The organism is Clavibacter sp. A6099 (genome assembly GCF_021919125.1).
GTDB classification, from domain to species: domain Bacteria; phylum Actinomycetota; class Actinomycetes; order Actinomycetales; family Microbacteriaceae; genus Clavibacter; species Clavibacter seminis.
On sequence record NZ_CP083439.1, the window covers coordinates 2,532,298 to 2,552,786 of the forward strand.

The window sequence follows — 20,489 nt, forward strand, 5'->3', positions numbered from 1 at the left end:
GTCTCGGACCGCGGGACCGCCACGTGCAGGTCGCCGTCCGCAGGGGGCCCGCCGGCCGCTCCTGTCCGCACGCGCTGCACGTCCCGGAGAGACCATGATGCGAACGCCCCCGCACGCCCGCGCCCCGCGCACCGACGGCCGGCCGGGCAGGGCGTCGCTCCTGGTGTTCCTCGCGGCCCTCATCGGGATCGGCGTGCTGAGCGCGCTGTGGGCGGTCACGACGCCGCTCGGGGCGAGTCCCGACGAGCCCGCCCACATGAACAAGGCGGCCTCCGTCGTGCGCGGCCAGTTCCTCGGCGACGTGACGGACGACCCGCAGGTGCGCGTCGTCCAGGTGCCCGCTGGCGTCGCGTACTCGGATCCCTCGGCGTGCGCCCGGCACGACGGCGACAGGACCGCCGACTGCGCGCCCGGCTTCCCCGCCGGCGACGCGGCCGACCGCATCGTCTCCACCGAGACGAGCGCCGGCCTCTACGACCCCGTCTACTACCTGCTCGTCGGCTGGCCGACCCTCATCTGGGGCGGCAGCACCACGGCCGTCTTCGGCATGCGCCTCGTGAGTGCGCTCCTCTGCACGCTGCTCGCGGCGGGCGCCATCGCCTACCTCGCCCGCCTCCCCCGCCCGGTCCTCCCGGTGCTCGCCACCTTCGCGGCGCTCACGCCCATGACGCACTCGCTGTTCGGATCCGTGAACCCGAACGCCTTCGAGATCGCGGCGACCGCGGCGTTCGCGGCCGCGTACGTCACGGGCCTCGTGCGCGGCGGGCCCGTGAGCTGGCGCACCGCGGCGTTCCTCGCGGTCACCGGCGGGCTGCTCGTGCACGCGCGCGGCCTCTCGCCCATGTGGCTGGGCGTCGTCGTGGTCGCCGGCGCGTCCCTCGTCGGCTGGTCCCGCTTCTGGACGTACCTCCGCCGCCCGCAGGTGCTCACCGCGGTGGGCGTCGTGGCGGTGTCGACCGTGCTCGCGATCGTGTGGATCCTGCGCACCGGCTCGCTCGCGGCCGTCGGCGTCTACGAGCGCGCGGGCACGAGCTTCGCCGAGGGCCTCGTGATCATGCTCGAGCGCACCTTCGACTACGCGCGCGACATGGTCGGGAACTTCGGCTGGCTCGACACCGCCATCCCGTCGTACGCGGTCTTCCCCTACTTCGTGGGCTGGGGCGTCATCGTCGCCGCGGCCGTCATGATCCCGTCCGCGAAGGGCGGGCGACGCGCGGTCGTCGTCGCCCTCGTCGGCTTCGTGCTCCTGCCCGCGCTCGTGCAGGCATCGTCGGTGACGAAGTCCGGATTCGTGTGGCAGGGCCGCTACAACCTGCCGGCGTACCTGTTGCTGATCATCGTCGCGGCCGTCGTCGCCGCGCCCGCGTTCGACCGGGTTCCCGCCCTCGTGCGCCGCCGGATCCTGGTGCTCGTCGCGGTCGTGCACGCCGCGGCCGGGTTCGTGGGCCTCATGACCTTCCTGCGCCGCAACTCCGTGGGCCTCAGCGCCTCGTGGTCCGACCTCCTGCTGCGGCCCCGCTGGTCGCCGCCCGTCGCGGGCGTCGAGCCGTGGATCCTCGCGATCGCGGTCGCGTCGGTCGTCGCCGGCGCCGCGCTGCTCCTCGCGGTGCTGGCCGCGCGCCGCGACGCCCCGGCGGGGGCGACGCTGGACGCCGGGCCCCGCGGGCTCCCGGGCGTCGGGATGCCCACGGCGGCAGGGACCGGCCGCGGCACCGTGGCCGCATCGGCCGAGGCGCATGCCGACGGGGATCCCGCGTCGACGCCGATCCCGCACGCGTCGGCTGACGCGTCGTCCGACGGATCGCGCGGCGCATGAGCACCGGCATCCCCGGCCGCCTCGCGCGCTTCCGCTCCGGCCGCCTCTACGGGCCGTTCGTCTACCTCGCGGTGGGCGGCGTGGCCTTCGTCGTCGACCTCGGCCTGCTCATCGTCGGCCGCGACCTCCTCGGCTGGCCGCTGGCCGCCGCGAGCGCGACCTCGTTCTGGGCGGGCCTCGTCGTCAGCTACGTGATGCAGCGCTTCCTGACGTTCCGGGACCAGCGGTCGGACTGGCACAGCCTCTGGAAGTACGGCGTGCTCGTGGCCGTCAACTCGCTCGCCACCGTGCTGATCATCGAGCTGTTCGACCGCATCGGCCTCGGATACATCGTCGGCAAGTTCGTGTCGACGGCGCTCACGACGCTCTGGAACTACGCGGCCTACAGGTTCTGGGTGTTCGCGGACCGCTCGGGGGACGCGGGCGCGGCCGGCGACGCCGGAGACGCGGACGACCCGCGCCCCTCGGAGCCCGCCGCCGGCTGATCCCGGTCGGCGGGCGTCGCGGCCGTCGCGTCGGTACGGCCGGCGCGCGCCTCCTGCTCGAGGTCGCGCAGGCGCAGGTCCGTCATCGCGCTCTCCTCCGCGAGGCGGCGCACCTTGTCCTCCAGGTCGGTGAGCTCAGCGCTGAACTGCACGCACACCAGGAAGATCACCACGATGCTCGCGAAGAACGCGAGGTTGAGCGGCTCCTGCACGCCGAGGAACCGGGCGGCCCCCGAGAGCAGCGGCGGGAAGACGCTGATCACGAGCGCGACGAGCCCCGCGACCAGCCACCACACGGCGTGGCGCTCCCGGAGGCGGCGACGACGGAGGCGCTCGATCACGACGCCCACGGCGAGCAGCGCCGCGACGAGGGTGAAGACGTAGCTGGTGGGGTTCACGCGGTGACCGCCTTGACGGGTCGGCTGATGGGACGGATGAGGGCGATCACGAGCGCCATGCCGGCGCGCGCCAGGTAGATGGCGGCCTTCGCCGGGTTGTGCGAGGCGACGCCGCCGGCGCGGGGCCGCATGGACACGGGCACCTGCTCGATGGTGAGGCCGTGGCGCGCCGCGATCACGAGCGACTCGACCGTGTCGCCGAGGTACTCGGCCGGGTAGTTCTCGGCGAAGAGCGCGACGGCCCGGGGGCCGGATCCGCGGTACCCGGAGGTCGTGTCGGTGAGTGGCGTGCGCGCGATGCGGCTGAGCGTGAAGCTCAAGAACCTCATCGCCCACTTGCGCGGACCGGAGACCTCGTAGTCGCCCTCGCCGGCGAACCGGGCGCCGATGACGACGTCCTTGCGCTCGAGGGCGGCGAGCAGCTGCGGCACGCTCTCGGGGTTGTGCTGGCCGTCGGAGTCGATCTGGATGACGTTGTCGAAGCCGTGGCGCTGCGCGTAGCGGAAACCGGCGCGCATGGCGCCGCCGACGCCGAGGTTGAACGGGAGCTCGAGTACCCGCGCGCCCGCGGCCTGTGCGACCTCGACCGTGCGGTCCTTGGATCCGTCGCTGACCACCAGGCACGCGATGCCGGGGAGCGTGTCGAGGACCTCCCGCACCACCTGGCCCACCGCCTCCTCCTCGTTGTACGCGGGCATGACGATGAGGGTCGTGCTCAGGCTGGCGGGCATGCTGAGAGGGTAGCAAGCCGGCGCCGGGCGCCCGCGCGGGATCGCCGGGTCAGCCGAGGGACGCGACCCACTCGCTCGTGCCGTCGTCGACGATGCCGACGGCACCCGAGCCGCCCTCACTCACCGCGCTCATGACGTCCGTGGCGCACGACGGCCGAGATCGCGAGGCCGCCAATGACGATGACGATCCCGAAGGCGACCGACCCGATGACACGGACCATCACGGATCGTTCGAACGTGAGGCACTGGATGAGGAGGACGGCGCCCAGTCCGAGGGCGACGATCCCCGCAATTCTCTTCTTCACGAACGCCCCGCTTCCGGTGATGGGCACCGCCGAGCGGGTCGGTCCCGCCGTGGCTGTCGAGCGCGAGGGTAAGGATGCGCCGCGCGCCCTCGCCTGAACCTAGGACGCGCGCTCCGCCCCTGCCGCCCCTGTCCACCTCCCCGGGTCCTCCGGCGCTCGATGCGGCGGGTGCCTGGCCTAGCCGAGGGACGCGACCCACTCGCTCGTGCCGTCGTCGAAGGCCTGCTGCTTCCAGATCGGGACGCGCTGCTTGACCTCGTCGACCAGCAGGCCGCACGCGGCGAACGCGTCGGCGCGGTGCGCGGAGGAGACGGCGCAGGTGAGCGCCACGTCGCCGATGCCGAGGCGGCCGATGCGGTGCTCGACGGCGATCCGCACCTCGGGGTAGCGCGCGGAGACGTCGAGCGCGACCTGCCGGATCGCCTGGCGGGCGGCCGGATGCGCGGAGTAGTCGAGCCAGAGGACGCCGCGGCCGTCGTCGTGGTCGCGCACGAGGCCCTCGAAGGTCACGACGGCGCCGGCGTCGTCGGCGCGCACGGCGTCGGCGGAGTCCTCGACGCGGATCGCGCCGCCGGCGATGCGCGCGAAGAGCACGCGGTCGGCGGTCACGAACGGGCCTCGGCGTCGGGACCGGTGTCGGCGGCCGCGTCCGTCGCGGGGTGCACGGCGCCGCGGGCCTGCTCGAGCACGTGGTCGAGGATCCGGTCGAGGAGGCCGAGGCCGTCGCGCACGCCGCCCGGCGAGCCCGGCAGGTTCATGACGAACGCGCCGCCCGCGAGGCCGGCGTGCCCGCGCGTGAGGACGGCCGTGGGCGTGTGGGCCGTGCCGATGCGGCGGGCCTCCTCCATGATCCCGGGGATCTCGAGGTCGAGCAGCGGCAGGGTCGCCTCGGGCGTGCGGTCGGTGGGGGTGATGCCCGTGCCGCCCGTGGTGAGGATCACGCGCGCGTCGCCCGCGACGGCCTCGGCGAGCGCCGCGGCGACCCCGGGGCCGTCGGCGCGGACGACCGGCGCGGCCACCTCGAACCCGCGCTCGGCGAGCCAGGCGACGATGACGGGGCCGGTGCGGTCCTCGTACTCCCCCGCGGCGGCGCGCGTGGAGGCGACGATCACGACGGCGCGGCCGCGCGGATCCGCGGCGCTCACGATCGCTCCCAGTCGCCGGACTTGCCGCCCTGCTTCTCGCGCACGAGCACGTCGGTGATGACGGCGCGGGCATCGACGGCCTTGACCATGTCGTAGAGCGTGAGCGCCGCGACCGAGGCGGCGGTGAGCGCCTCCATCTCGACGCCCGTGACGCCCGTGGTGCTGACCGAGGCGACCACCGTGAGCCGGTCGTCGTCGCCCGTGATGTCGATCTCGATGCGGCCGAGGGGCAGCGGGTGGCACAGCGGGATGAGGCTGGAGGTCTGCTTCGCCGCCATGATCCCCGCGATGCGCGCCGTGCCGACCGCCTCGCCCTTGGGCAGGTCGCCCGAGATCACGGCCGCCACCACCTCGGGCCGGGTCACGAGCACGGCCTGCGCGACGGCCCGGCGCTTCGTGACGGCCTTGTCGGTGACGTCGACCATGTGCGCGGATCCGTCCTGCCGCAGGTGGGTGAGGGACGTCGCGGCGGCGCCCGTCGCGGCTTCAGTCATCGATGCTCCAGACGGTGACGGGGTCGCCGGCCTCCAGCCGGTCGACACCTGCGGGGACGTGGACGAGGTGGGTGGCGGTCGCGTACGCGTGCAGGAGGTGGGATCCGGGTCCGCCGACCGCGACGACCCGGCCGTCGGCGTCGATCCGGCCGCGCCGCACCTGGTGCTTGGCGGCGGGCGAGTCGAGCGGCGCGGCGAGCGGCGCCTCGCGGGACGGGCGGTCGGGGCGCGGGTGACCGGCGATGGCGCGCAGCACCGGCCGGAGGAACAGCTCGAAGGAGACCAACGCGCTCACGGGGTTGCCGGGGAAGGCGACCACGGGGATCCGCGCGCCGGCGACCTCCGCCGACCCGAGCCCCTGCGGCCCGCCCGGCTGCACCGCGACGGAGACGAACTCGACGCCGCCGCCCTCGAGCACGTCGCGCACGACCTCGTAGGCGCCGGCGCTGACGCCGCCCGTCGTGACCAGGAGGTCGATCCCGGCGGCGGCGGCGCGGATGGCGTCGCGCACCCGGTCGGCGTCGTCGGACGCGACCCGCAGCGCGCGGACCTCCGCCCCCGCGCCGGAGAGCGCGGCGGCGAGCGCGACCGAGTTGGCGTCGTGGATCTGCCCGGGCGCGAGCTCCTCGCCGGGCCCGCGCAGCTCGAGGCCGGTGGACAGGAGGAGGACGACGGGTCGGCGGCGCACGGCGACGGTCGCGATGCCGGCCGAGGCGAGCACGCCCCAGTGCGACGAGAGGAGGCGCGTGCCGGCCGTGACCAGCACGGCACCCGCGGCGAGGTCGCTGCCCTGGGCGCGGACGAAGGCGCCGGGATCCACGGGGGCGGCGAAGGAGACGGTCGCGTCGGTCGCCTCCTCGTCGACGAAGCGGTCGGGGATCGCGGCCTCGATGGGCACGATGGCGTCGGCGCCGGGCGGGACGGGCGCGCCGGTCATGCAGGGTGCGGCTGTGCCGGGCGCGAGGGGCTCGGGGGCGACGCCCGCGGGGATCCGCGCGGCGATGCGCAGGACGGTCGGGACCGCGTCGCTCGCGCCCGCGAGGTCCGCCGCGCGCACCGCGTAGCCGTCCATCTGCGAGTTGCGGAACGGCGGCAGGTCGAGGGGGCTCGTGACGTCGCGGGCGAGCACACGGTCGGCGTACCGGTGCGGATCCGCGCTCACGGCGTCCGCGGCGACGCGCAGCTCCTCGGCGGGCAGGCCCGCGAGCGGGGCGAGCAGCGCGGTCACGGCCGCGCGGTGCTCGTCGACCGTGCGTCGTCGTCGGTCCGCGGGGCGGTCGGGGGTCATGGGACCATCATCCCCGACGCGGGTGCGTCCTCTCCGGTCGCCATCGGATCCCGAGTCGCGGTCGCCCTCCCCGTCATCCGCCCCCGGACACGGGCCTTGCCGTCGCGGTCCGGGCGCGGGACCCTGTGCGCATGGATCCGCACGAGCGCCGCGCCGCCCTCCGCCGCCGCACGGCCACCGCGATCGGCGCCGTGCTGCTCGCCGCCGGGATCGCGCTGGGCGTCGCCGGGGTCGTCGTCTACACGGGCGGATCCGACCTCGGGCTGCTGCTGCTCGTGGCGGCGCTCATGCTCCTCACGGCGAGTGCGGGCCTCGTCGTCGCGGCCGTGCGATCCGCCGCGGACCGCCCGCGCTGACGCGCACCCGCTCCTCCCCGGTACGCGTCGGCGGATCCGTGTCCGCCTCCCGAACGAGCCCCTGCCGCACGCCGCGCAGCCGCCCTAGGGTCGGAGCATGACCATCGCCGCCCGCGGGCAGACCCTCGTCGACCTCCACACCGCACCCGAGCTCCTGAGGGTGGTGAACGTGTGGGACGCCATCACGGCCGCCGCCATCGGCGCTCTCCCCGAGACGAAGGCCCTCGCCACCGCGAGCCACTCCATCGCCGCCGCATTCGGCTACGAGGACGGCGAGAGGATCCCGCTCGACCTCCACCTCGACATGATCGGCCGCATCGTCGCCGCCGTCGAGCAGCCCGTCTCCGCCGACCTCGAGTCGGGCTACGGGGACGCGGGCGAGACCGTGCGCCGCGCCATCGGCGTCGGCGTCGTCGGCGCGAACCTGGAGGACGGCATGCGCCCCCTCGACGACTCGATCCGTGCCGTCGAGGCGGCCGTCGCAGCGGCGCAGGCCGAGGGCGTGCCGTTCGCGCTCAACGCCCGCACCGACGCCTACGTGCTGGGCGGCGACCGCGACCGGTCCGAGATCCTCGCCGACGCCGTCGAGCGCACGCGCGCCTACATGGCCGCGGGCGCCACGAGCGTCTTCGTGCCCGGCCCGCTCACCGAGGACGAGGTGCGCACCCTCGTCGAGGCCGTCGGCCCGCAGCGCCTCACCGTCATCGGCGTCCCCGGATCCCTCTCCCCCGCGCGCTTCGAGGAGCTCGGCGTCGGCCGCATCTCCTACGGCCCGTGGACCCAGCGCGTCGCGCTCACCGCCCTGCAGGACACGGCGAAGGACCTCTACGCGGGCGGCGCGCTGCCCGAGGGGACGCGGCCGCTCAACTGACCGGATCCCGGCGTCGTCTCGGTCGACGTCGACCGGGGCGCGGCGGATGCGGTCGAGCCCGCGTCCACCGCGCCCTGGTTGACTGGGCACCCACCCGAAGGAGCACGACGTGACCGACACCCCCGCCCCGGCGACCGCCGCACCCGTCCCCCGCGCCGACATCGGCGTCATCGGCGGATCCGGCCTCTACTCCCTGCTCGATCCCGCGACGAGCGCGTCGCACCGCATCGAGACGCCGTTCGGCCCCACGTCCAGCGAGGTGACGGTCGGCGAGCTGGCCGGGCGGCGCGTCGCGTTCCTCACCCGTCACGGCGCCGACCACTCGGTCGCGCCGCACCTCATCGACTACCGGGCGAACATCTGGGCCCTGGCGTCGCTCGGCGTCTCCGCCATCGTCTCGTCGTCCGCGGTCGGCGGCGTCTCCCCGGACTACCCGCCGGGATCGCTCGTGCTCACCGACCAGCTGCTCGACCGCACCTGGGGCCGCCCCGACACCTTCTTCGACGCCGGCGTCGTGCAGCACCTCTCGGCAGCGGATCCCTTCGACCCCGACCTGCACGCGCTCGCGGCCGCCGCGCTCGTGGAGCTCGAGGGCGGCGACCGGGCGGATCCGGCCGGGCCGCTGCGCACCTCGGGCACCGTCGTCGTGATCCAGGGCCCGCGCTTCTCCACGCGCGCCGAGTCGCTCTGGTTCCGCCAGGCGGGCGCGCACATCGTGAACATGACGCAGTACCCCGAGGTCGTGCTCGCCTCCGAGCTCAACATCGGCACGGTGAACCTGTCGTTCGTCACCGACGCGGACGCGGGGCTCGCGCCGCTCCCCGGTGAGCAGGGCGACGCGGTCACGGCCGAGCTGGTGTTCGCCCGGCTCCGGGAGGCGCAGCCGCGCATCGTCCGGGCGATCGAGGCGGTCATCCGCGCCATCCCCGCCGACTACCGCGGACGGCCGCTGATCGATCCTGATGCCGTGGCGTCCGTGCTCGCGCGGCCGGTCTCCGGCACCGGCCCGACGACCGGCAGCGCTGACACGACGGACGGGCGATCGTGACCGACGGGATCCTCCTCGTCACGGGAGGCGCCGGCTTCATCGGCGGCGCGATCGTGCAGGCCGCGCTCGAGGAGGGGCGGCGCGTGCGCGTGCTCGACTCGCTGCGCGCCGACGTGCACGGCGGCGACCCGGAGATCGACCCGCGCGTCGAGCTCGTGCGCGGCGACGTCACGGACCCGGGCGCCGTCGCCGGCGCGCTCGACGGCGTGGACGTCGTGTGCCACCAGGCCGCGAAGGTCGGCCTCGGCGTCGACTTCCTCGACGCGCCCGACTACGTCGCCACGAACGACGGCGGCACGGCCGTGCTCCTCGCGGCCATGACCCGCGCGGGCATCGACCGGCTCGTGCTCGCGAGCTCGATGGTCGTGTACGGCGAGGGCGCGTACGCGGGCGCCGACGGGCCCGTGCGCCCGCCCGCCCGCCGCGTCGCCGACCTCGACGCCGGGATGTTCGACCCCCTGGATCCCGCGACCGGCGAGCCGCTCGTGCCGCAGCTCATCGGCGAGGACGTGCCGCTGGATCCGCGCAACGTCTACGCCACCACCAAGCTCGCGCAGGAGAACCTCGCGAGCTCGTGGACCCGCGCCACCGGTGGTCGGGCGGCCGCGCTGCGGTACCACAACGTGTACGGGCCGGGCATGCCGCAGAACACGCCGTACGCGGGCGTCGCGTCGCTGTTCCGCTCGGCGCTCGCGCGCGGCGAGGCTCCGCGCGTCTTCGAGGACGGGCGGCAGCGCCGCGACTTCGTCCACGTGCGCGACGTCGCCGGCGCCAACCTCGCCGCGCTGGCGTGGACCGGGACCCGCGAGGCCGGGTCCTTCCGCGCGTTCAACGTCGGCAGCGGCACCGTGCACACCATTGGCGAGATGGCGGCTGCGCTCGCGCGGGAGGCCGGCGGATCCGCGCCCGTCACCACGGGCGAGTACCGGCTCGGAGACGTGCGGCACATCACGGCGTCGTCGGAGCGGCTGCGCACGGAGCTCGGCTGGGAGCCGCGGATGACCTTCGAGGAGGGCATGCGCGAGTTCGCGACGGCGCCGCTGCGCAGCGCGGTGGTCTGAGCCGCGGGAGCCCGGCAGCGGCGGCGGATCCTCCGCGGGTCGTACCCGGGTGCCGCTCGTGCGCCGAGCCCGGCACCTCCGACGGACGAGGCCGGGGCCGTCCGCTCGCCACACTGGGGGCATGACCTCCGCATCGCCTCGCCGCACGGCCGCGCGCTCCGGCATCGCCCTGGCCGTCGGCGCCGCATCGCTCGCCCTCGTCGGCTGCTCGGGCATCACCGACGACATCGCCGACATCTACTCGATCACCTACGAGGTGACGACCTCCGGCCCGGCCGACAGCGGCCTGGCGGACGTCTCGTACGCCGAGGCCTCCCACCGCGGGCGCCCGTCGATCGTGAAGGAGGTCGGCCAGGCCTCGCTCGCGCCCGGCGACGACTCGGCGAGCTCCGTGTGGTCGGTCGAGTCCGTCGTGACCGCCGAGGACTGGGCGTTCGTGCAGGCCGCCCCGGTGGACGGCGAGGCGCTCACCTGCCGGATCCTCGTGGACGGCGTGAAGGAGATCGCCACATCGACCGCGGCACCGGGTCAGCCCGTGACGTGCCAGGTCCCGACGGCGCCGTTCGACTGAGCGCACCCGCCGCGCGCGGCCCGCCGCCCGAGCCGACCGCGCCGTCCGCCCTCGCGGCCGACGCGGCCCGCGGGCATCAGTACTTCGCGGACTGCCCGCCGTCGATCGGCAGCACGGCCGCGTTGACGTACGCCGCGTCGTCCGAGAGCAGGAACGCGACGACCGACGCGATCTCCTCGGCCTCGCCGTAGCGCTTCGTCGGGTTGCCCTGGATGAACTGCTCGGCCGCTCCGCGCGGGTCGTCGGCGCTGATCTGCTTCATGGACGCCTCGACCATCGGGGTCCAGATGGCGCCGGGCGCGATGGCGTTGATGCGGATGCCGAACTCCCCGTACTCGACGGCCGAGTTGCGGGTGAGGCCGACGACGCCGTGCTTCGCGGCCGCGTAGCCGGACTGGTTGCCGACTCCGCGGATCCCGCCGACGCTCGCGGTGTTCACGACCATGCCGGAGCCCTGCGCGCGCATGACGGCGAGCACCTTCTCGAGACCGAGGAACACGCCGCGGAGGTTGATGGCGACGACCTTGTCGAACTCGGCGGCCGTGAAGTCCTCGGTGAGATTCTGGCGGCCCTCGATGCCCGCGTTGTTGAAGAAGCCGTCGATGCGGCCGAATCGCTCGACGGTCTGCTGCACGTAGGCGTCGACGTCGGACTCCTGGGACACGTCGGCGATGACGGTCAGGACCTCGGCGTCGGGCGCGGCGGCGCTGACGGCCTCGACGGTCGCGGCGAGGCCCTGCTCGGAGATGTCGACGAGGGCGAGGCGGGCGCCCTCGGCGGCGAGGCGCACGGCGGCGGCGCGGCCGAGGCCGGATCCTCCGCCGGTGATGAGGACGACCTTGTCGGTGAAGCGGGTGGTGGTCATGGGGTCTCCTGACGAGTGGGGCGGTGGCCCGCGTCTCGTGGGCGGAGCCACTGGTCCATGCGATCGCATGGACATGCCTACCGTAGGTCGGTTTCCTGGACGCGGGCTCCGCGGGTCGGCCGCAGCTCGGGCTGCCGCCGCTCCATCCGCTTCCGCACCGCGACGAAGACGAGGCCGGCCAGGACGATGTGCACGAGCACCAGCGCGATCGCGTCCGGCTCGACGAACGCGACGTCCCAGCCCGACGACGCCCAGTCCATCCCGCCCAGCAGCATCCGCGTGACCGTCAGCTGCGTCCAGTGGAACGCCATGGCGATGAGGAGCGCGCCCTCCATCGGGATCCGCCGTGCGGCGATGAGCGCGAGGCCGAACAGCCCGAGCTGGAGCACGTACACGATCGCGTCGTTCCCGGCGGGGATCGGCGTGAAGTCGCCGGTGTCGGATCCCGCGATCGTCCGCACGATCCAGCGGCCGGACTCGATCACGACGCCGATCGCCGGGAAGAGGGCGGTGGTCACGAGCGTGGCGACGACGAGGCCGGTGCCGTCGCGGAGGTTCGTCCACATGTACCCGCGGAGGGCGAGCTCCTCGGGGATCGCCTCGTAGAGCGCGAGGACGACGCCGTTGAGGAGGAGGAAGCCGGCGAACGCGGCGAGGTCGACGCCGTCGACGCGGATCCAGCCGAGGAGGCCGGCCGGGACCCAGACGACCGCGCCCGTCACCGCCCCCACCCCGACGCCGAGCGCGATCGGCCGCCCGATCCGCCGCGAGAGGCCGAGGCTCGCGAGGCTCCTGCGGTCGAGCCGCCGCCGCAGGAGCACGACGGCGGGCACGACGATCGCGGACATCAGCACGGCCTGCAGCACGACCTCCAGGAGGAGGCCGGCGCCGGTCGACTGCACCACCGCGTCCGCGAGGCCGATGGCGAGGCCGAGCCCGAGTCCGAGCACGACCCAGGCGAGGAGCGCGACCGCGACGGCGCGGATCCAGGACTGCGGGCGTCGCGTCTGCGCGTCGAGGCGGCGATCCGGGGACTCGGCGCGCGCGGCGGTCAGCTCGGAGGACACGGCGGCAGGGCGGGCGGATGCGGGCACGGGACTCGTCTCGTAGGCGTCGGGCGGTCGATCCAGACTGGCGGGAGGGTCGATGCCGCGCGACCCCGGCGGCGGCCCGGCCCGCATCTGGGGCGCGGGATCAGGCCGCTGGCGCCCCCGCCTGCACGTCCGCCGACGTCGACGGCTCCGTGAAGTCGAACACCAGCACCCCGTGCGGATCCGGCGCGAGCAGCGGCCCGACGAAGTCCTTGAAGGCGGCGTGCTGGTGATCGATGCGCGCGGGATCCGCGATGAGCGGCTCCCCGAGGTAGAGGTTGCGGTCGCCCTCCGAGGAGAAGGTCAGCACGAAGCCGAGCTCGAAGCCGCGGCCGACGCCCTCGGGGCTCGACTGCCGGCCGGCGTGCAGGGAACGGATGTACGGCCCCGACCCATCCGGGTGCGGCGAGTCGGCGAGCGCCCGGAAGCGGCGCTCGACCTCGTCGCGGTCAGCGGGCGACGCGTCGTCGCGGAGCCGGAACAGCACGACGTGGTGCACGAGGCCGGGGACGTGGTCGCGGGCGGTGAGCTGGGCGTCGGTGAGGGCGGGGCGGTCGTCGATGGTCATGTCCGGATCCTGGCCCGATCCGGGCGCGACGGCGCGGTCACGAGGTGACGGCGCGGCCAGGATGCGGCGGCGCGGTCAGGAGGTGACGAGGAGCGGGACGCCGAGCGCCAGCCCGGCGGCGCCGACCGCGAGCTGCGGCCACGTGCGGCGGGCGATCCTGCGGCCGACTCGGCGCGCGACGACGATCGCGGCCAGCGCGTCGAGGGTGACGAGGGCACCGGCGACGGTCAGGGTCCAGGCGATGACGGTGGTGGCCACCCGCCCAGGGTACGGGCCGCCCCGCCGTGACCCGGACGGGGCCTCGCCGTCCCGGATCCGCCGCCGTAGCCTGGCGGTACGCGACCACCGCCCCGGCCGCGACTCCCGGCCCTCGACGAGGAGGCCTCATGACCGACCGGCTCGACGGACCCGACGACGCGCTCGCCCGGCGCCTCCGCGACGACCCCGAGGCCGCGCGCCGTCTCGAGGAGCTGCGACGCCGCGCCTACGGCCGGGACGGATCCACGGCGCCGCTCGTCGAGATCCCCGCCGACCTCCGCGCGCGCACGGGCTACGACGCGGACGAGCTGCCGGCGCCGCTCGTCGCCCTGCTCGCGGAGGAGGCGCGGCTCGTCGACGAGGGCGCCGCGCTGCTGGCGTCCGAGCGTCCGGCGGCCGATGCCGCGCGGGCCGCGCAGGCGGACGCGGGAGCGCGATCCGGAGACGCCGCCGAGGCGGCCGCTCCACGCCGGCCACGCGCCCGCGGGATCCTCGTGATGGTCGTCGCGGGCCTCGTCGTGCTCGCCGGTCTCGGCACCGCGGCGGCCGTGGGGTCGCTCGACGCCGGATCCACCACCTCGACGCCCCCGACCGCCGAGGGCGTCGGATCCGCCGTCACCTCGACCGCCACCCCGCGCGGCCAGGCGATGGGCACGCCGGACGGCCGACGCGGATCCGTCGTCCCCGACTTCACGGCGGATCCGCCCGTCCGGGTCCCGATGACCGACGCCGAGCTGGCCGAGGACCTGCAGGTCCGCGCCGACCGGGCCTGGGACATGGTGCTCGAGCAGCAGCCCGACGCGGTGCGGCCGGACGTGGGGACGGAGCGGGTGGTCGACGAGGAGGACTACGTCGATCAGCAGGTGGCCTGCCTGCGGGACGCGGGGATCACGGCGTCCGTGATCGGCCAGGACAGCTACAGCCTCACCGACGCGGATCCGGTCACCGTGTACACCTGCCAGGTCCGGTTCCCCCAGCGCGAGGCCGGCCCGCGCACCGACGCCGAGCTCGCCTACATCCACGACTACTACGTCTCCTACCTGATCCCCTGCTACGCCGCGGAGGGGAGGCCGTACGAGGGTGACGTCCCCGCCGTCGACGACTTCATCGCCGACGTGCGCGCCGAGCGGCCCTGGACCCCCTTCCCCGACGTGATGGACGGCGGGCTGGCGGCGGCGTGCCCGGTGCTCCCCGCTGCGTACCGGTGACGACTCCGGGCTCGCCCGCCGACGCCCTGGGTCGACGGCTGCGGGACGACCCGGACGCCGCTCGCGCCCTCGACGCCCTCCGGCGCGCCGCATACGGTCGCGAGGACGGAGACGCTCCGCACGTGGGGGTGCCCGAGGAGATCCGGCTGGCAGCCGGGATCGAGGTCGACGCGCTCCCGGCACCGCTCGTCGCGCTGCTGGTCGCGGAGCACCGCCTCGTCGGCGAGGGCCGGGAGCTGCTCGCCGCCGATGCGCGGACGACCCCGCGCGCGTCGGAGGACGTCCCGACCGCGGCCGCGGAGACCGCGGATCCGCGCGCGCACCCGCCCGCCCCGCGCCGCCGTCGCCTCCTCCGCCCCGGCCCGGTCGCCGCGGTGCTCGCGGGCGGGCTCCTCCTCGTCGGGCTCGGCACCGCATCCGCGGCCGGCCTCCTCTCCGACGACGACAGCTGGCGATCGCAGGAGCCGACCTCGACGCCCGGCCCGCCGAGCACGCCGGATCCCCGCATCGGCACGCCCGTGCCCGCGTTCACGGAGGAACCGCCGGCGAGGCTGCGCGAGGACCTCACCGACGTCGAGACCGCGCAGGCGCTCCGGGAGAGCGCCGACTCCCTCTGGGACCGGGTGCTCCTCGAGCGTCCCGACGCCGTGCGCCCGGATCTGCCCGTCGAGCGCGTCCTCGACGGCGAGGAGTGGGTCAGGCAGCAGGCCGCGTGCCTGGGCGAGTCGGGGGTGCGCGTCCAGGTCATCGGGACGGGCGAGGACACCCGGCTGGGCGCCCACTCCGCGGATGTCGCCGTGGAGTACGCCTGCTCGGTGCGCTTCCCGACCACGCCCGGCGGCCCGTTGACGGACGCCGCGCTCGGCTGGCTGCACGACTACTACGTCGACTTCCTCATCCCCTGCTACGCGTCCGAGGGCGAGCCGTTCGAGGGCGAGGTCCTGGATCGGGAGGCGTTCATCGCCTCGTCCCGCGCCGGGGATCCCTGGCAGCCGTACGTCGCGACGCGCGACGGCATGCTCGAGTCACGCTGCTCGCAGGCGCCCGCTGGCCTCCGCTGACCCGCCGCCGCACCTGCTGAGGACGCTTCTCAGCGCGGTTAGGGTTGAAGCCGTGTGCGCCCCCATCGGACCCCGGCCCCGCGCCACCGGTCCGCGATGACGGATCGGCACACACCGTGGGCGCCGGACGACGACGACGCGTCCCCCTTCGACCGGCGCGCGCGCCCGCGCCGCGAGCGGGCACCCCGCGCACGACGGACCCGTGAGGACCGGACCGCGGACGGATCCCCCGCCGCGACCGCCACCGCGACGGCGACCGCCACCGCCGCCCGCACCCGCCAGGACCACGACCACCCGCACGACCACGACGCCCCGCGCTCCACCCTCGCCGCCCCCGCCGGGATCCGCACCGGCCTCGCGACGGGCCTCGCCCTCGTCCTCCTGCTCCTCGCCCTCCGCGCCGCCTCCCCCGCGCTCGGCGACGGCATCCTGCCCGACCGGCTCCAGGACCTCGTCACCCTGAGCGTCAGCGTCATCGTGGAGTCGCTGCCGTTCGTGATCCTCGGCATCGTCCTGTCGATCGTCGTGCAGGTGTGGGTGCCGCCCGGCGTCATCGAGCGCCGCCTCCCCCGCAACCCGTTCGCGCGCCGCGCCTGCATCTCGTTCCTCGGCATGGCCCTGCCGGTGTGCGAGTGCGGCAACGTGCCGCTCGCGCGCGGCCTCGTGGTGCGCGGCTTCACGGTGCCGGAGTCGATCACGTTCCTGCTGGCGGCGCCGATCCTCAACCCGATCACCATCATCACGACGCACGCGGCCTTCGGCTGGGACGGCTGGATCCTCGTGGCCCGCCTGGTCGGCGGCTTCCTCATCGCGAACGTGGTCGGCTGGCTGTTCAGCCTGCACCCCGAGCCCGACCGCCTCCTCACCGACGAGTTCCGCGCCGAGTGCGCCCTCCCCGATCCGCATGCCCACGGCGGCGCGCGCGTCCGGAAGTCGATCTCGCTGTTCGGCCGCGAGGCGACGACGATCATGCCGGCGCTCGTCATCGGATCCCTGCTGGCCGGCCTCATCCAGGTCGCGGTGCCGCGCGAGGTGCTCGTCACGCTCGGCGGCAGCCCGATCCTCTCGGTGCTCGCGCTGATGCTGCTCGCGTTCGTCGTCTCGGTCTGCTCGAACGTGGACGCGTTCTTCGTGCTCTCGTTCGGATCCGTGTTCCTGCCCGGCGGCATCGTCGCCTTCCTGGTGTTCGGCCCGGTCATCGACGTGAAGATGCTCGCGCTCATGCGCACCACCTACTCGACCCGCACGCTCGTGATGATCACCTCGGTCGTCGCGCTGATCAGCCTCGCGCTGGGATGGGGTGTCAATGCCATCGCCTGACGACCGGGAGCCCGCCGACCGGGAGCCCGCCGACCGGATGCCGACCGCCCTCCGCCGCGCCCGACGCCGCCGCGCCGCGGGCGGCCGCGCCTCCTCCACGGTGGGCCTGGTGCTCCTCGCCGCGTGCATCGTCTCGACGCTGTGGCTGACGATCACCGGCCAGCTCGGCCTCTACATCCACCCGCGCTACTTCGTGTTCACCGGGATCATGGCGGTCATCGGCCTGGTCGCGACGGTCGCCGGGTTCGCGCTGCGCCCCGCCGACGCCGCGGAGGAGCACGACCACGACCACGGATCCGCCGCGCTCGACGACCCCGCCGCCGGACCCGTCGAGTCCGCCGCCGCCCGCGCCTCGCTCCGCGCCCGCGTCTCCCGCGTGGCCGTCGCCGCCGTCGTCACGGTCACGGTCGTCGCCGTCCTCGTGCTCCCGCCGCGCACGCTCACCCAGAGCACCGTCACGCAGCGCGCGCTCAACTCGAGCACGGTCGCCTCCGACGCGGCGCCCGACCAGGAGCTCCTCGGCACGAACGACTTCTCCACCCTGGGCGTGAAGGACTGGTCGCAGCTGCTCGCGCAGACCACGGATCCGACCTTCTTCACCTCGAAGTCCGTCGACATCACGGGCTTCGTGAGCGCCGACCCGGACGATCCCGACGACGTCTTCTACGTCACGCGCTTCGTCGTCACCTGCTGCGCGGTCGACGCGCAGCCCGTCGGCGTGCCCGTGTACCAGCCCGGCTGGAAGTCGACGCTGCAGACCGACGAGTGGGTGGAGGTGAAGGGGCCGTTCGCCTCGAACCCGAGCGCGAAGAGCCGGCAGCCGCTCGCCGTCATGCCGCAGGGCGTGTCGAAGGTCGACCAGCCCGCCGACCCCTACGTCTACTGAGCCGCCCGTGACCGACGCCCCCGCCTCCCCGCGCGCCTTCCGCCGGGCCTTCACCGCCGTGATCCTCGTGCTCGCCATCGCCTGCGGCGGCCTGCTCGCGGTCGCCGGCAGCCAGGGGCCGCGGCTCGTGCGCACCGACGTGGATCCGCTCGCCGTCGTGCAGCAGTCCCGGCAGCGACTCGTGCTCGCGGCCAACCGGCCGATCCAGCCGGTCGACGCCTCGCGCATCAGGATGGAGCCCGGGGCCGACTTCACCGTCGACACGCAGGCCGACCGCATCATCATCGACTTCACCCGGCCGCTCGCCTACGACGCCGCGTACACGGTGTCGATCGACGGCGTGCAGGGCGTCGGCGGCGGCCCCGCGTCCGACCTCGCGACGTCGTTCCGCACGGGCGACCCCGGCATGTACGTCCTCGTCCGCGGCGGCGAGCAGCAGGCGGACCGGATCCTCCGGCAGAGCGTCGCCGGCGGCGGCCAGGGCGCGAGCGACGAGGTGTTCGAGGCCACGAAGATCCAGGAGTACGCGGTCGTCGGGCAGTCGCTCGTGGTCGCGACGCTCCAGGACGACGGCACGAACGGCCTCGTGATCGCGGGGCTGGACGGATCCGGCCAGGTCGACCTGCCGCTCCCCGGCCGCGGCACGCTCCAGGACCTCCATGCCGAGGACACCGGGACCACGATCGGCTTCCGCTTCACGAGCACGGACGGCGGCCCGTACGACGACACCCTCATGGTCGACGACGTCGGCGCCGGGGCGACGCCGACGCCCGTGCTCGGGCTCGACGGGCAGGCGATCAGCGCGCAGGCGTGGGGCTTCGTGCCCGGGCGCCCGCAGCTCGTCGCGCACGGGCAGGACGGCGACCTCTACCTGGTCACGGTCGACGGGTCGTCGCCCATCGTCCCGCTCGGCCGTCACGGCACGCTCGGCCCGTTCTCCGCGGACGGCACGCGGCTCGCGGTCACGGATCCCGGCTCGACGACCGAGATCGACCTGCGCACCGCCCAGCAGACGACGCTGCCCACCGAGACCGGCGGCGCCGACCTCCAGTACGACGGCGCGATCTCGTTCGTGCCCGGCGACGACGGCGCGGTGCTCCGCGTGCGCACTGCGCTCGATCCCGCGACGGGCACCGCGACGCAGCGCCTCGTCGTCGTCCGCGACGGGACGGCCAGCGACGTCTACGTGCCCGCGGACCCGGCCACCCGCATCACGGGCCTCTCCGTCACCCCGAACGGGCGCTTCGCCCTGCTCGAGACGGTGCCGGATCCGGCGCGCGGCGCCAGCGACGACTACCCGCGCAACCCGCGCGACACGTCGGTGACCACGCTCCTCGTCGAGCTCGCGACCGGCACGGTGACCCGCAGCGTCGCCGGTTTCGAGGTCACGATCGGCTGACCCGCCGACCGTCGGATGATGGACCCATGACGACTCCTGCCGTGACCGATCTCGCCGCCGAGCTCCGCGAGGTGACCGCCCTCTGGACGCCCCGGGTCGTGGGGCGGGTGAACGACCAGTACGTGAAGGTCGCGAAGCTGCTCGGCGAGCTGACGTGGCACGCGCACGACGCCGAGGACGAGATGTTCCTCGTCGTCTCGGGCCGCCTCCGCATCCAGCTGCCGGACGATCAGGAGGTCGTGCTCGGTCCCGGGCAGTTCCACGTCGTGCCGCGGGGCGTGCCGCACAACCCGGTCGCGGACGAGGAGGTGGAGATCGTCCTCATCGAGACGGTCACCACCGCGCACACCGGCGACGTGGTCGTGCCGGGCACCGTGCCCGTGGAGCGGCAGGTGGGCGACTTCCGCTGACGCGACGGGCGTCGCGGCCCGACCCCGCACGCGCCGACGGCCCCGGCTCCCCGGAGGGAGACGAGGCCGTCGATGCGTTCTGCTGTGATCGCAGGTGGTGCTGTCCCGGGGTCGAGCCCGGGAGAGGTGCTACTTGGTGTTGACGGTGATCTTGGCGATGCCGACGACGAGCTGGTCGGTGACGGCGGTCGTGCCGAACGTGCTGTTCAGGAGCGACGCGGCGTCGGGGCTGACCTTGACCGTGGTGCCCTCGAGGACGGCGTTGTCACCCTCCATGGCGAGGGGCTTCAGGGTCGTGCCGTCGAGGTTGAAGATGTAGACGTCGTTCATGACGGCGCCGTCGCCGACCTGGACCGAGCCGGTGAGGCGGCTGGTGCCGGGGTCGATGACGAAGTCGGTGAGCTTCACGACGGTGGAGCCGGCGGTGAGGCTGATGCCGGAGCCGGAGTGGTCGATCTCGCCCTGGACGTAGGGGCGGTAGGACTGCTCGGGGTCGAAGTACTTCACGTTGCCGCCGGTGATGGGGAACGCGAGGGTGCCGGTGGAGCCGTCGAGGGTCGCCGTGCCGATGACGCCGGGGGTCAGGCCCAGGGTCGTGAGGGCACCGGTGAAGCCGCTGTCGAGGGTGACCTTCGTGTCGACGCCGGTCAGGGTCGGGATCGTCGCGAGGGGCGTGGGGTTGGCCTCGGTCGTCGCGGTCGCGGCGGGCTTGGAGGAGGTCGAGGACGACGGGGTCTCGGCGGGGGTCGAGCAGGCCGCCAGGCCGACGACGAGGAAGCCCGCGGTGGCGAGGCCGAAGACGGACTTGGTGAGATTGCGCATGGGATGTCCTTCGCTGTGTGGAACGGGGATCC

The 20,489-nt window shown here is 74.6% G+C and carries 25 protein-coding genes; 13 read left to right on the plus strand and 12 right to left on the minus strand.

The genetic code is table 11. The features are described 5' to 3' along the window. Nucleotides 1–94 precede the first annotated feature (94 nt). Nucleotides 95–1,816 (plus strand): DUF2142 domain-containing protein, encoded by a 1,722-nt coding sequence (locus KYT88_RS11920; RefSeq protein WP_043588430.1) that lies wholly within the window; start codon nucleotides 95–97, stop codon nucleotides 1,814–1,816. Continuing rightward, nucleotides 1,813–2,301, plus strand: a complete 489-nt coding sequence (locus KYT88_RS11925; RefSeq protein ID WP_043588432.1) for a GtrA family protein — start codon at nucleotides 1,813–1,815, stop codon at nucleotides 2,299–2,301. The genes KYT88_RS11920 and KYT88_RS11925 overlap by 4 nt, the downstream gene beginning before the upstream one ends. Here the strand turns inward: KYT88_RS11925 and KYT88_RS11930 are convergent. The 7 genes from KYT88_RS11930 to KYT88_RS11960 all read right to left on the minus strand — a co-directional run bounded on the left by KYT88_RS11930 (nucleotide 2,199) and on the right by KYT88_RS11960 (nucleotide 6,662). Beyond that, nucleotides 2,199–2,699, minus strand: a complete 501-nt coding sequence (locus KYT88_RS11930; protein WP_043588434.1) for a DUF2304 domain-containing protein — start codon at nucleotides 2,697–2,699, stop codon at nucleotides 2,199–2,201. The two genes, KYT88_RS11925 and KYT88_RS11930, sit on opposite strands and share 103 nt — an antisense overlap. Next, nucleotides 2,696–3,430: a glycosyltransferase family 2 protein gene (locus KYT88_RS11935; protein WP_012039000.1), complete on the minus strand. Its 735-nt coding sequence runs from the start codon at nucleotides 3,428–3,430 to the stop codon at nucleotides 2,696–2,698. The genes KYT88_RS11930 and KYT88_RS11935 overlap by 4 nt, the downstream gene beginning before the upstream one ends. Nucleotides 3,431–3,546: 116 nt before the next feature. After that, nucleotides 3,547–3,762, minus strand: coding sequence for a hypothetical protein (locus tag KYT88_RS11940; RefSeq protein WP_043588436.1), 216 nt, complete (start codon nucleotides 3,760–3,762; stop codon nucleotides 3,547–3,549). A 150-nt stretch (nucleotides 3,763–3,912) separates the two neighbouring features. Next, nucleotides 3,913–4,344 (minus strand): molybdenum cofactor biosynthesis protein MoaE, encoded by a 432-nt coding sequence (locus tag KYT88_RS11945; RefSeq protein ID WP_043588438.1) that lies wholly within the window; start codon nucleotides 4,342–4,344, stop codon nucleotides 3,913–3,915. Beyond that, the gene (locus KYT88_RS11950; RefSeq protein ID WP_043588440.1) at nucleotides 4,341–4,880 is read right to left on the minus strand and encodes a MogA/MoaB family molybdenum cofactor biosynthesis protein; all 540 of its coding nucleotides are present in this window, start codon (nucleotides 4,878–4,880) and stop codon (nucleotides 4,341–4,343) included. Before KYT88_RS11950 ends, KYT88_RS11945 begins: the two co-directional genes overlap by 4 nt. Next, nucleotides 4,877–5,374 (minus strand): cyclic pyranopterin monophosphate synthase MoaC, encoded by a 498-nt coding sequence (gene moaC, locus KYT88_RS11955; protein ID WP_043588442.1) that lies wholly within the window; start codon nucleotides 5,372–5,374, stop codon nucleotides 4,877–4,879. Before moaC ends, KYT88_RS11950 begins: the two co-directional genes overlap by 4 nt. Then, nucleotides 5,367–6,662, minus strand: a complete 1,296-nt coding sequence (locus tag KYT88_RS11960; RefSeq protein ID WP_043588444.1) for a molybdopterin molybdotransferase MoeA — start codon at nucleotides 6,660–6,662, stop codon at nucleotides 5,367–5,369. Before KYT88_RS11960 ends, moaC begins: the two co-directional genes overlap by 8 nt. 131 nt (nucleotides 6,663–6,793) lie before the next feature. Between KYT88_RS11960 and KYT88_RS11965 the strand changes: the two genes are divergently transcribed. The 5 genes from KYT88_RS11965 to KYT88_RS11985 all read left to right on the plus strand — a co-directional run bounded on the left by KYT88_RS11965 (nucleotide 6,794) and on the right by KYT88_RS11985 (nucleotide 10,569). After that, entirely contained in the window at nucleotides 6,794–7,018 is a 225-nt protein-coding gene (locus tag KYT88_RS11965; protein ID WP_043588447.1) for a hypothetical protein, read from the plus strand. Nucleotides 7,019–7,115: 97 nt separating this feature from the next. Next, a complete protein-coding gene (locus KYT88_RS11970) occupies nucleotides 7,116–7,889 on the plus strand; it encodes an isocitrate lyase/PEP mutase family protein (protein WP_043588449.1) in 774 nt (257 codons plus the stop codon). A 109-nt stretch (nucleotides 7,890–7,998) separates the two neighbouring features. After that, nucleotides 7,999–8,937 carry an MTAP family purine nucleoside phosphorylase gene (locus tag KYT88_RS11975; protein WP_043588451.1) on the plus strand — a complete coding sequence of 313 codons (939 nt, stop codon included), beginning with the start codon at nucleotides 7,999–8,001 and terminating at the stop codon, nucleotides 8,935–8,937. Beyond that, nucleotides 8,934–9,998, plus strand: coding sequence for an NAD-dependent epimerase/dehydratase family protein (locus KYT88_RS11980; protein ID WP_043588453.1), 1,065 nt, complete (start codon nucleotides 8,934–8,936; stop codon nucleotides 9,996–9,998). Before KYT88_RS11975 ends, KYT88_RS11980 begins: the two co-directional genes overlap by 4 nt. Nucleotides 9,999–10,119: 121 nt before the next feature. Continuing rightward, nucleotides 10,120–10,569, plus strand: coding sequence for a hypothetical protein (locus KYT88_RS11985; protein ID WP_043588455.1), 450 nt, complete (start codon nucleotides 10,120–10,122; stop codon nucleotides 10,567–10,569). 76 nt (nucleotides 10,570–10,645) lie between these two features. Here the strand turns inward: KYT88_RS11985 and KYT88_RS11990 are convergent, their stop codons facing one another. The 4 genes from KYT88_RS11990 to KYT88_RS12005 form a co-directional block, all read right to left on the minus strand. Beyond that, the gene (locus tag KYT88_RS11990) at nucleotides 10,646–11,434 is read right to left on the minus strand and encodes a glucose 1-dehydrogenase (RefSeq protein ID WP_043588458.1); all 789 of its coding nucleotides are present in this window, start codon (nucleotides 11,432–11,434) and stop codon (nucleotides 10,646–10,648) included. 77 nt (nucleotides 11,435–11,511) lie between these two features. Continuing rightward, entirely contained in the window at nucleotides 11,512–12,528 is a 1,017-nt protein-coding gene (locus KYT88_RS11995) for a CPBP family glutamic-type intramembrane protease (RefSeq protein ID WP_043588460.1), read from the minus strand. Between the two features lie 100 nt (nucleotides 12,529–12,628). Next, the gene (locus KYT88_RS12000) at nucleotides 12,629–13,093 is read right to left on the minus strand and encodes a Dabb family protein (RefSeq protein ID WP_043588463.1); all 465 of its coding nucleotides are present in this window, start codon (nucleotides 13,091–13,093) and stop codon (nucleotides 12,629–12,631) included. A gap of 75 nt (nucleotides 13,094–13,168) precedes the next feature. After that, nucleotides 13,169–13,351 (minus strand): hypothetical protein, encoded by a 183-nt coding sequence (locus KYT88_RS12005; RefSeq protein ID WP_043588466.1) that lies wholly within the window; start codon nucleotides 13,349–13,351, stop codon nucleotides 13,169–13,171. A gap of 128 nt (nucleotides 13,352–13,479) precedes the next feature. Here KYT88_RS12005 and KYT88_RS12010 point away from each other — a divergent pair, with 128 nt between their 5' ends. The 6 genes from KYT88_RS12010 to KYT88_RS12035 all read left to right on the plus strand — a co-directional run bounded on the left by KYT88_RS12010 (nucleotide 13,480) and on the right by KYT88_RS12035 (nucleotide 19,635). Further along, nucleotides 13,480–14,559 (plus strand): hypothetical protein, encoded by a 1,080-nt coding sequence (locus KYT88_RS12010; protein ID WP_043588469.1) that lies wholly within the window; start codon nucleotides 13,480–13,482, stop codon nucleotides 14,557–14,559. 122 nt (nucleotides 14,560–14,681) lie between these two features. Continuing rightward, a complete protein-coding gene (locus KYT88_RS12015; RefSeq protein WP_237583663.1) occupies nucleotides 14,682–15,620 on the plus strand; it encodes a hypothetical protein in 939 nt (312 codons plus the stop codon). Nucleotides 15,621–16,046: 426 nt separating this feature from the next. Beyond that, nucleotides 16,047–16,940 carry a permease gene (locus tag KYT88_RS12020; protein WP_043588478.1) on the plus strand — a complete coding sequence of 298 codons (894 nt, stop codon included), beginning with the start codon at nucleotides 16,047–16,049 and terminating at the stop codon, nucleotides 16,938–16,940. Then, entirely contained in the window at nucleotides 16,927–17,826 is a 900-nt protein-coding gene (locus tag KYT88_RS12025; protein WP_237583664.1) for a TIGR03943 family putative permease subunit, read from the plus strand. The genes KYT88_RS12020 and KYT88_RS12025 overlap by 14 nt, the downstream gene beginning before the upstream one ends. A 7-nt stretch (nucleotides 17,827–17,833) precedes the next feature. Then, on the plus strand, nucleotides 17,834–19,225 hold the full coding sequence (locus KYT88_RS12030) for a hypothetical protein (protein ID WP_043588474.1): 1,392 nt from the start codon (nucleotides 17,834–17,836) through the stop codon (nucleotides 19,223–19,225). Between the two features lie 26 nt (nucleotides 19,226–19,251). Continuing rightward, entirely contained in the window at nucleotides 19,252–19,635 is a 384-nt protein-coding gene (locus tag KYT88_RS12035) for a cupin domain-containing protein (RefSeq protein WP_043588476.1), read from the plus strand. Nucleotides 19,636–19,764: 129 nt separating this feature from the next. Here KYT88_RS12035 and KYT88_RS12040 read toward each other — a convergent pair whose 3' ends face one another. After that, a complete protein-coding gene (locus KYT88_RS12040) occupies nucleotides 19,765–20,457 on the minus strand; it encodes a hypothetical protein (RefSeq protein ID WP_237583665.1) in 693 nt (230 codons plus the stop codon). Nucleotides 20,458–20,489 lie beyond the last annotated feature (32 nt).

What these genes read in the sequence shown, in the direction of transcription:
- KYT88_RS11920 (WP_043588430.1), top strand. Translation starts at nt 95, where the DNA reads ATGATGCGAACGCCCCCGCACGCCCGCGCCCCGCGCACCGACGGCCGG.
- KYT88_RS11925 (WP_043588432.1), top strand. Translation starts at nt 1,813, where the DNA reads ATGAGCACCGGCATCCCCGGCCGCCTCGCGCGCTTCCGCTCCGGCCGC.
- KYT88_RS11935 (WP_012039000.1), bottom strand. Translation starts at nt 3,430, where the DNA reads ATGCCCGCCAGCCTGAGCACGACCCTCATCGTCATGCCCGCGTACAAC.
- moaC (WP_043588442.1), bottom strand. Translation starts at nt 5,374, where the DNA reads ATGACTGAAGCCGCGACGGGCGCCGCCGCGACGTCCCTCACCCACCTG.
- KYT88_RS11960 (WP_043588444.1), bottom strand. Translation starts at nt 6,662, where the DNA reads ATGACCCCCGACCGCCCCGCGGACCGACGACGACGCACGGTCGACGAG.
- KYT88_RS11965 (WP_043588447.1), top strand. Translation starts at nt 6,794, where the DNA reads ATGGATCCGCACGAGCGCCGCGCCGCCCTCCGCCGCCGCACGGCCACC.
- KYT88_RS11970 (WP_043588449.1), top strand. Translation starts at nt 7,116, where the DNA reads ATGACCATCGCCGCCCGCGGGCAGACCCTCGTCGACCTCCACACCGCA.
- KYT88_RS11985 (WP_043588455.1), top strand. Translation starts at nt 10,120, where the DNA reads ATGACCTCCGCATCGCCTCGCCGCACGGCCGCGCGCTCCGGCATCGCC.
- KYT88_RS11990 (WP_043588458.1), bottom strand. Translation starts at nt 11,434, where the DNA reads ATGACCACCACCCGCTTCACCGACAAGGTCGTCCTCATCACCGGCGGA.
- KYT88_RS12000 (WP_043588463.1), bottom strand. Translation starts at nt 13,093, where the DNA reads ATGACCATCGACGACCGCCCCGCCCTCACCGACGCCCAGCTCACCGCC.
- KYT88_RS12010 (WP_043588469.1), top strand. Translation starts at nt 13,480, where the DNA reads ATGACCGACCGGCTCGACGGACCCGACGACGCGCTCGCCCGGCGCCTC.
- KYT88_RS12025 (WP_237583664.1), top strand. Translation starts at nt 16,927, where the DNA reads ATGCCATCGCCTGACGACCGGGAGCCCGCCGACCGGGAGCCCGCCGAC.
- KYT88_RS12035 (WP_043588476.1), top strand. Translation starts at nt 19,252, where the DNA reads ATGACGACTCCTGCCGTGACCGATCTCGCCGCCGAGCTCCGCGAGGTG.
- KYT88_RS12040 (WP_237583665.1), bottom strand. Translation starts at nt 20,457, where the DNA reads ATGCGCAATCTCACCAAGTCCGTCTTCGGCCTCGCCACCGCGGGCTTC.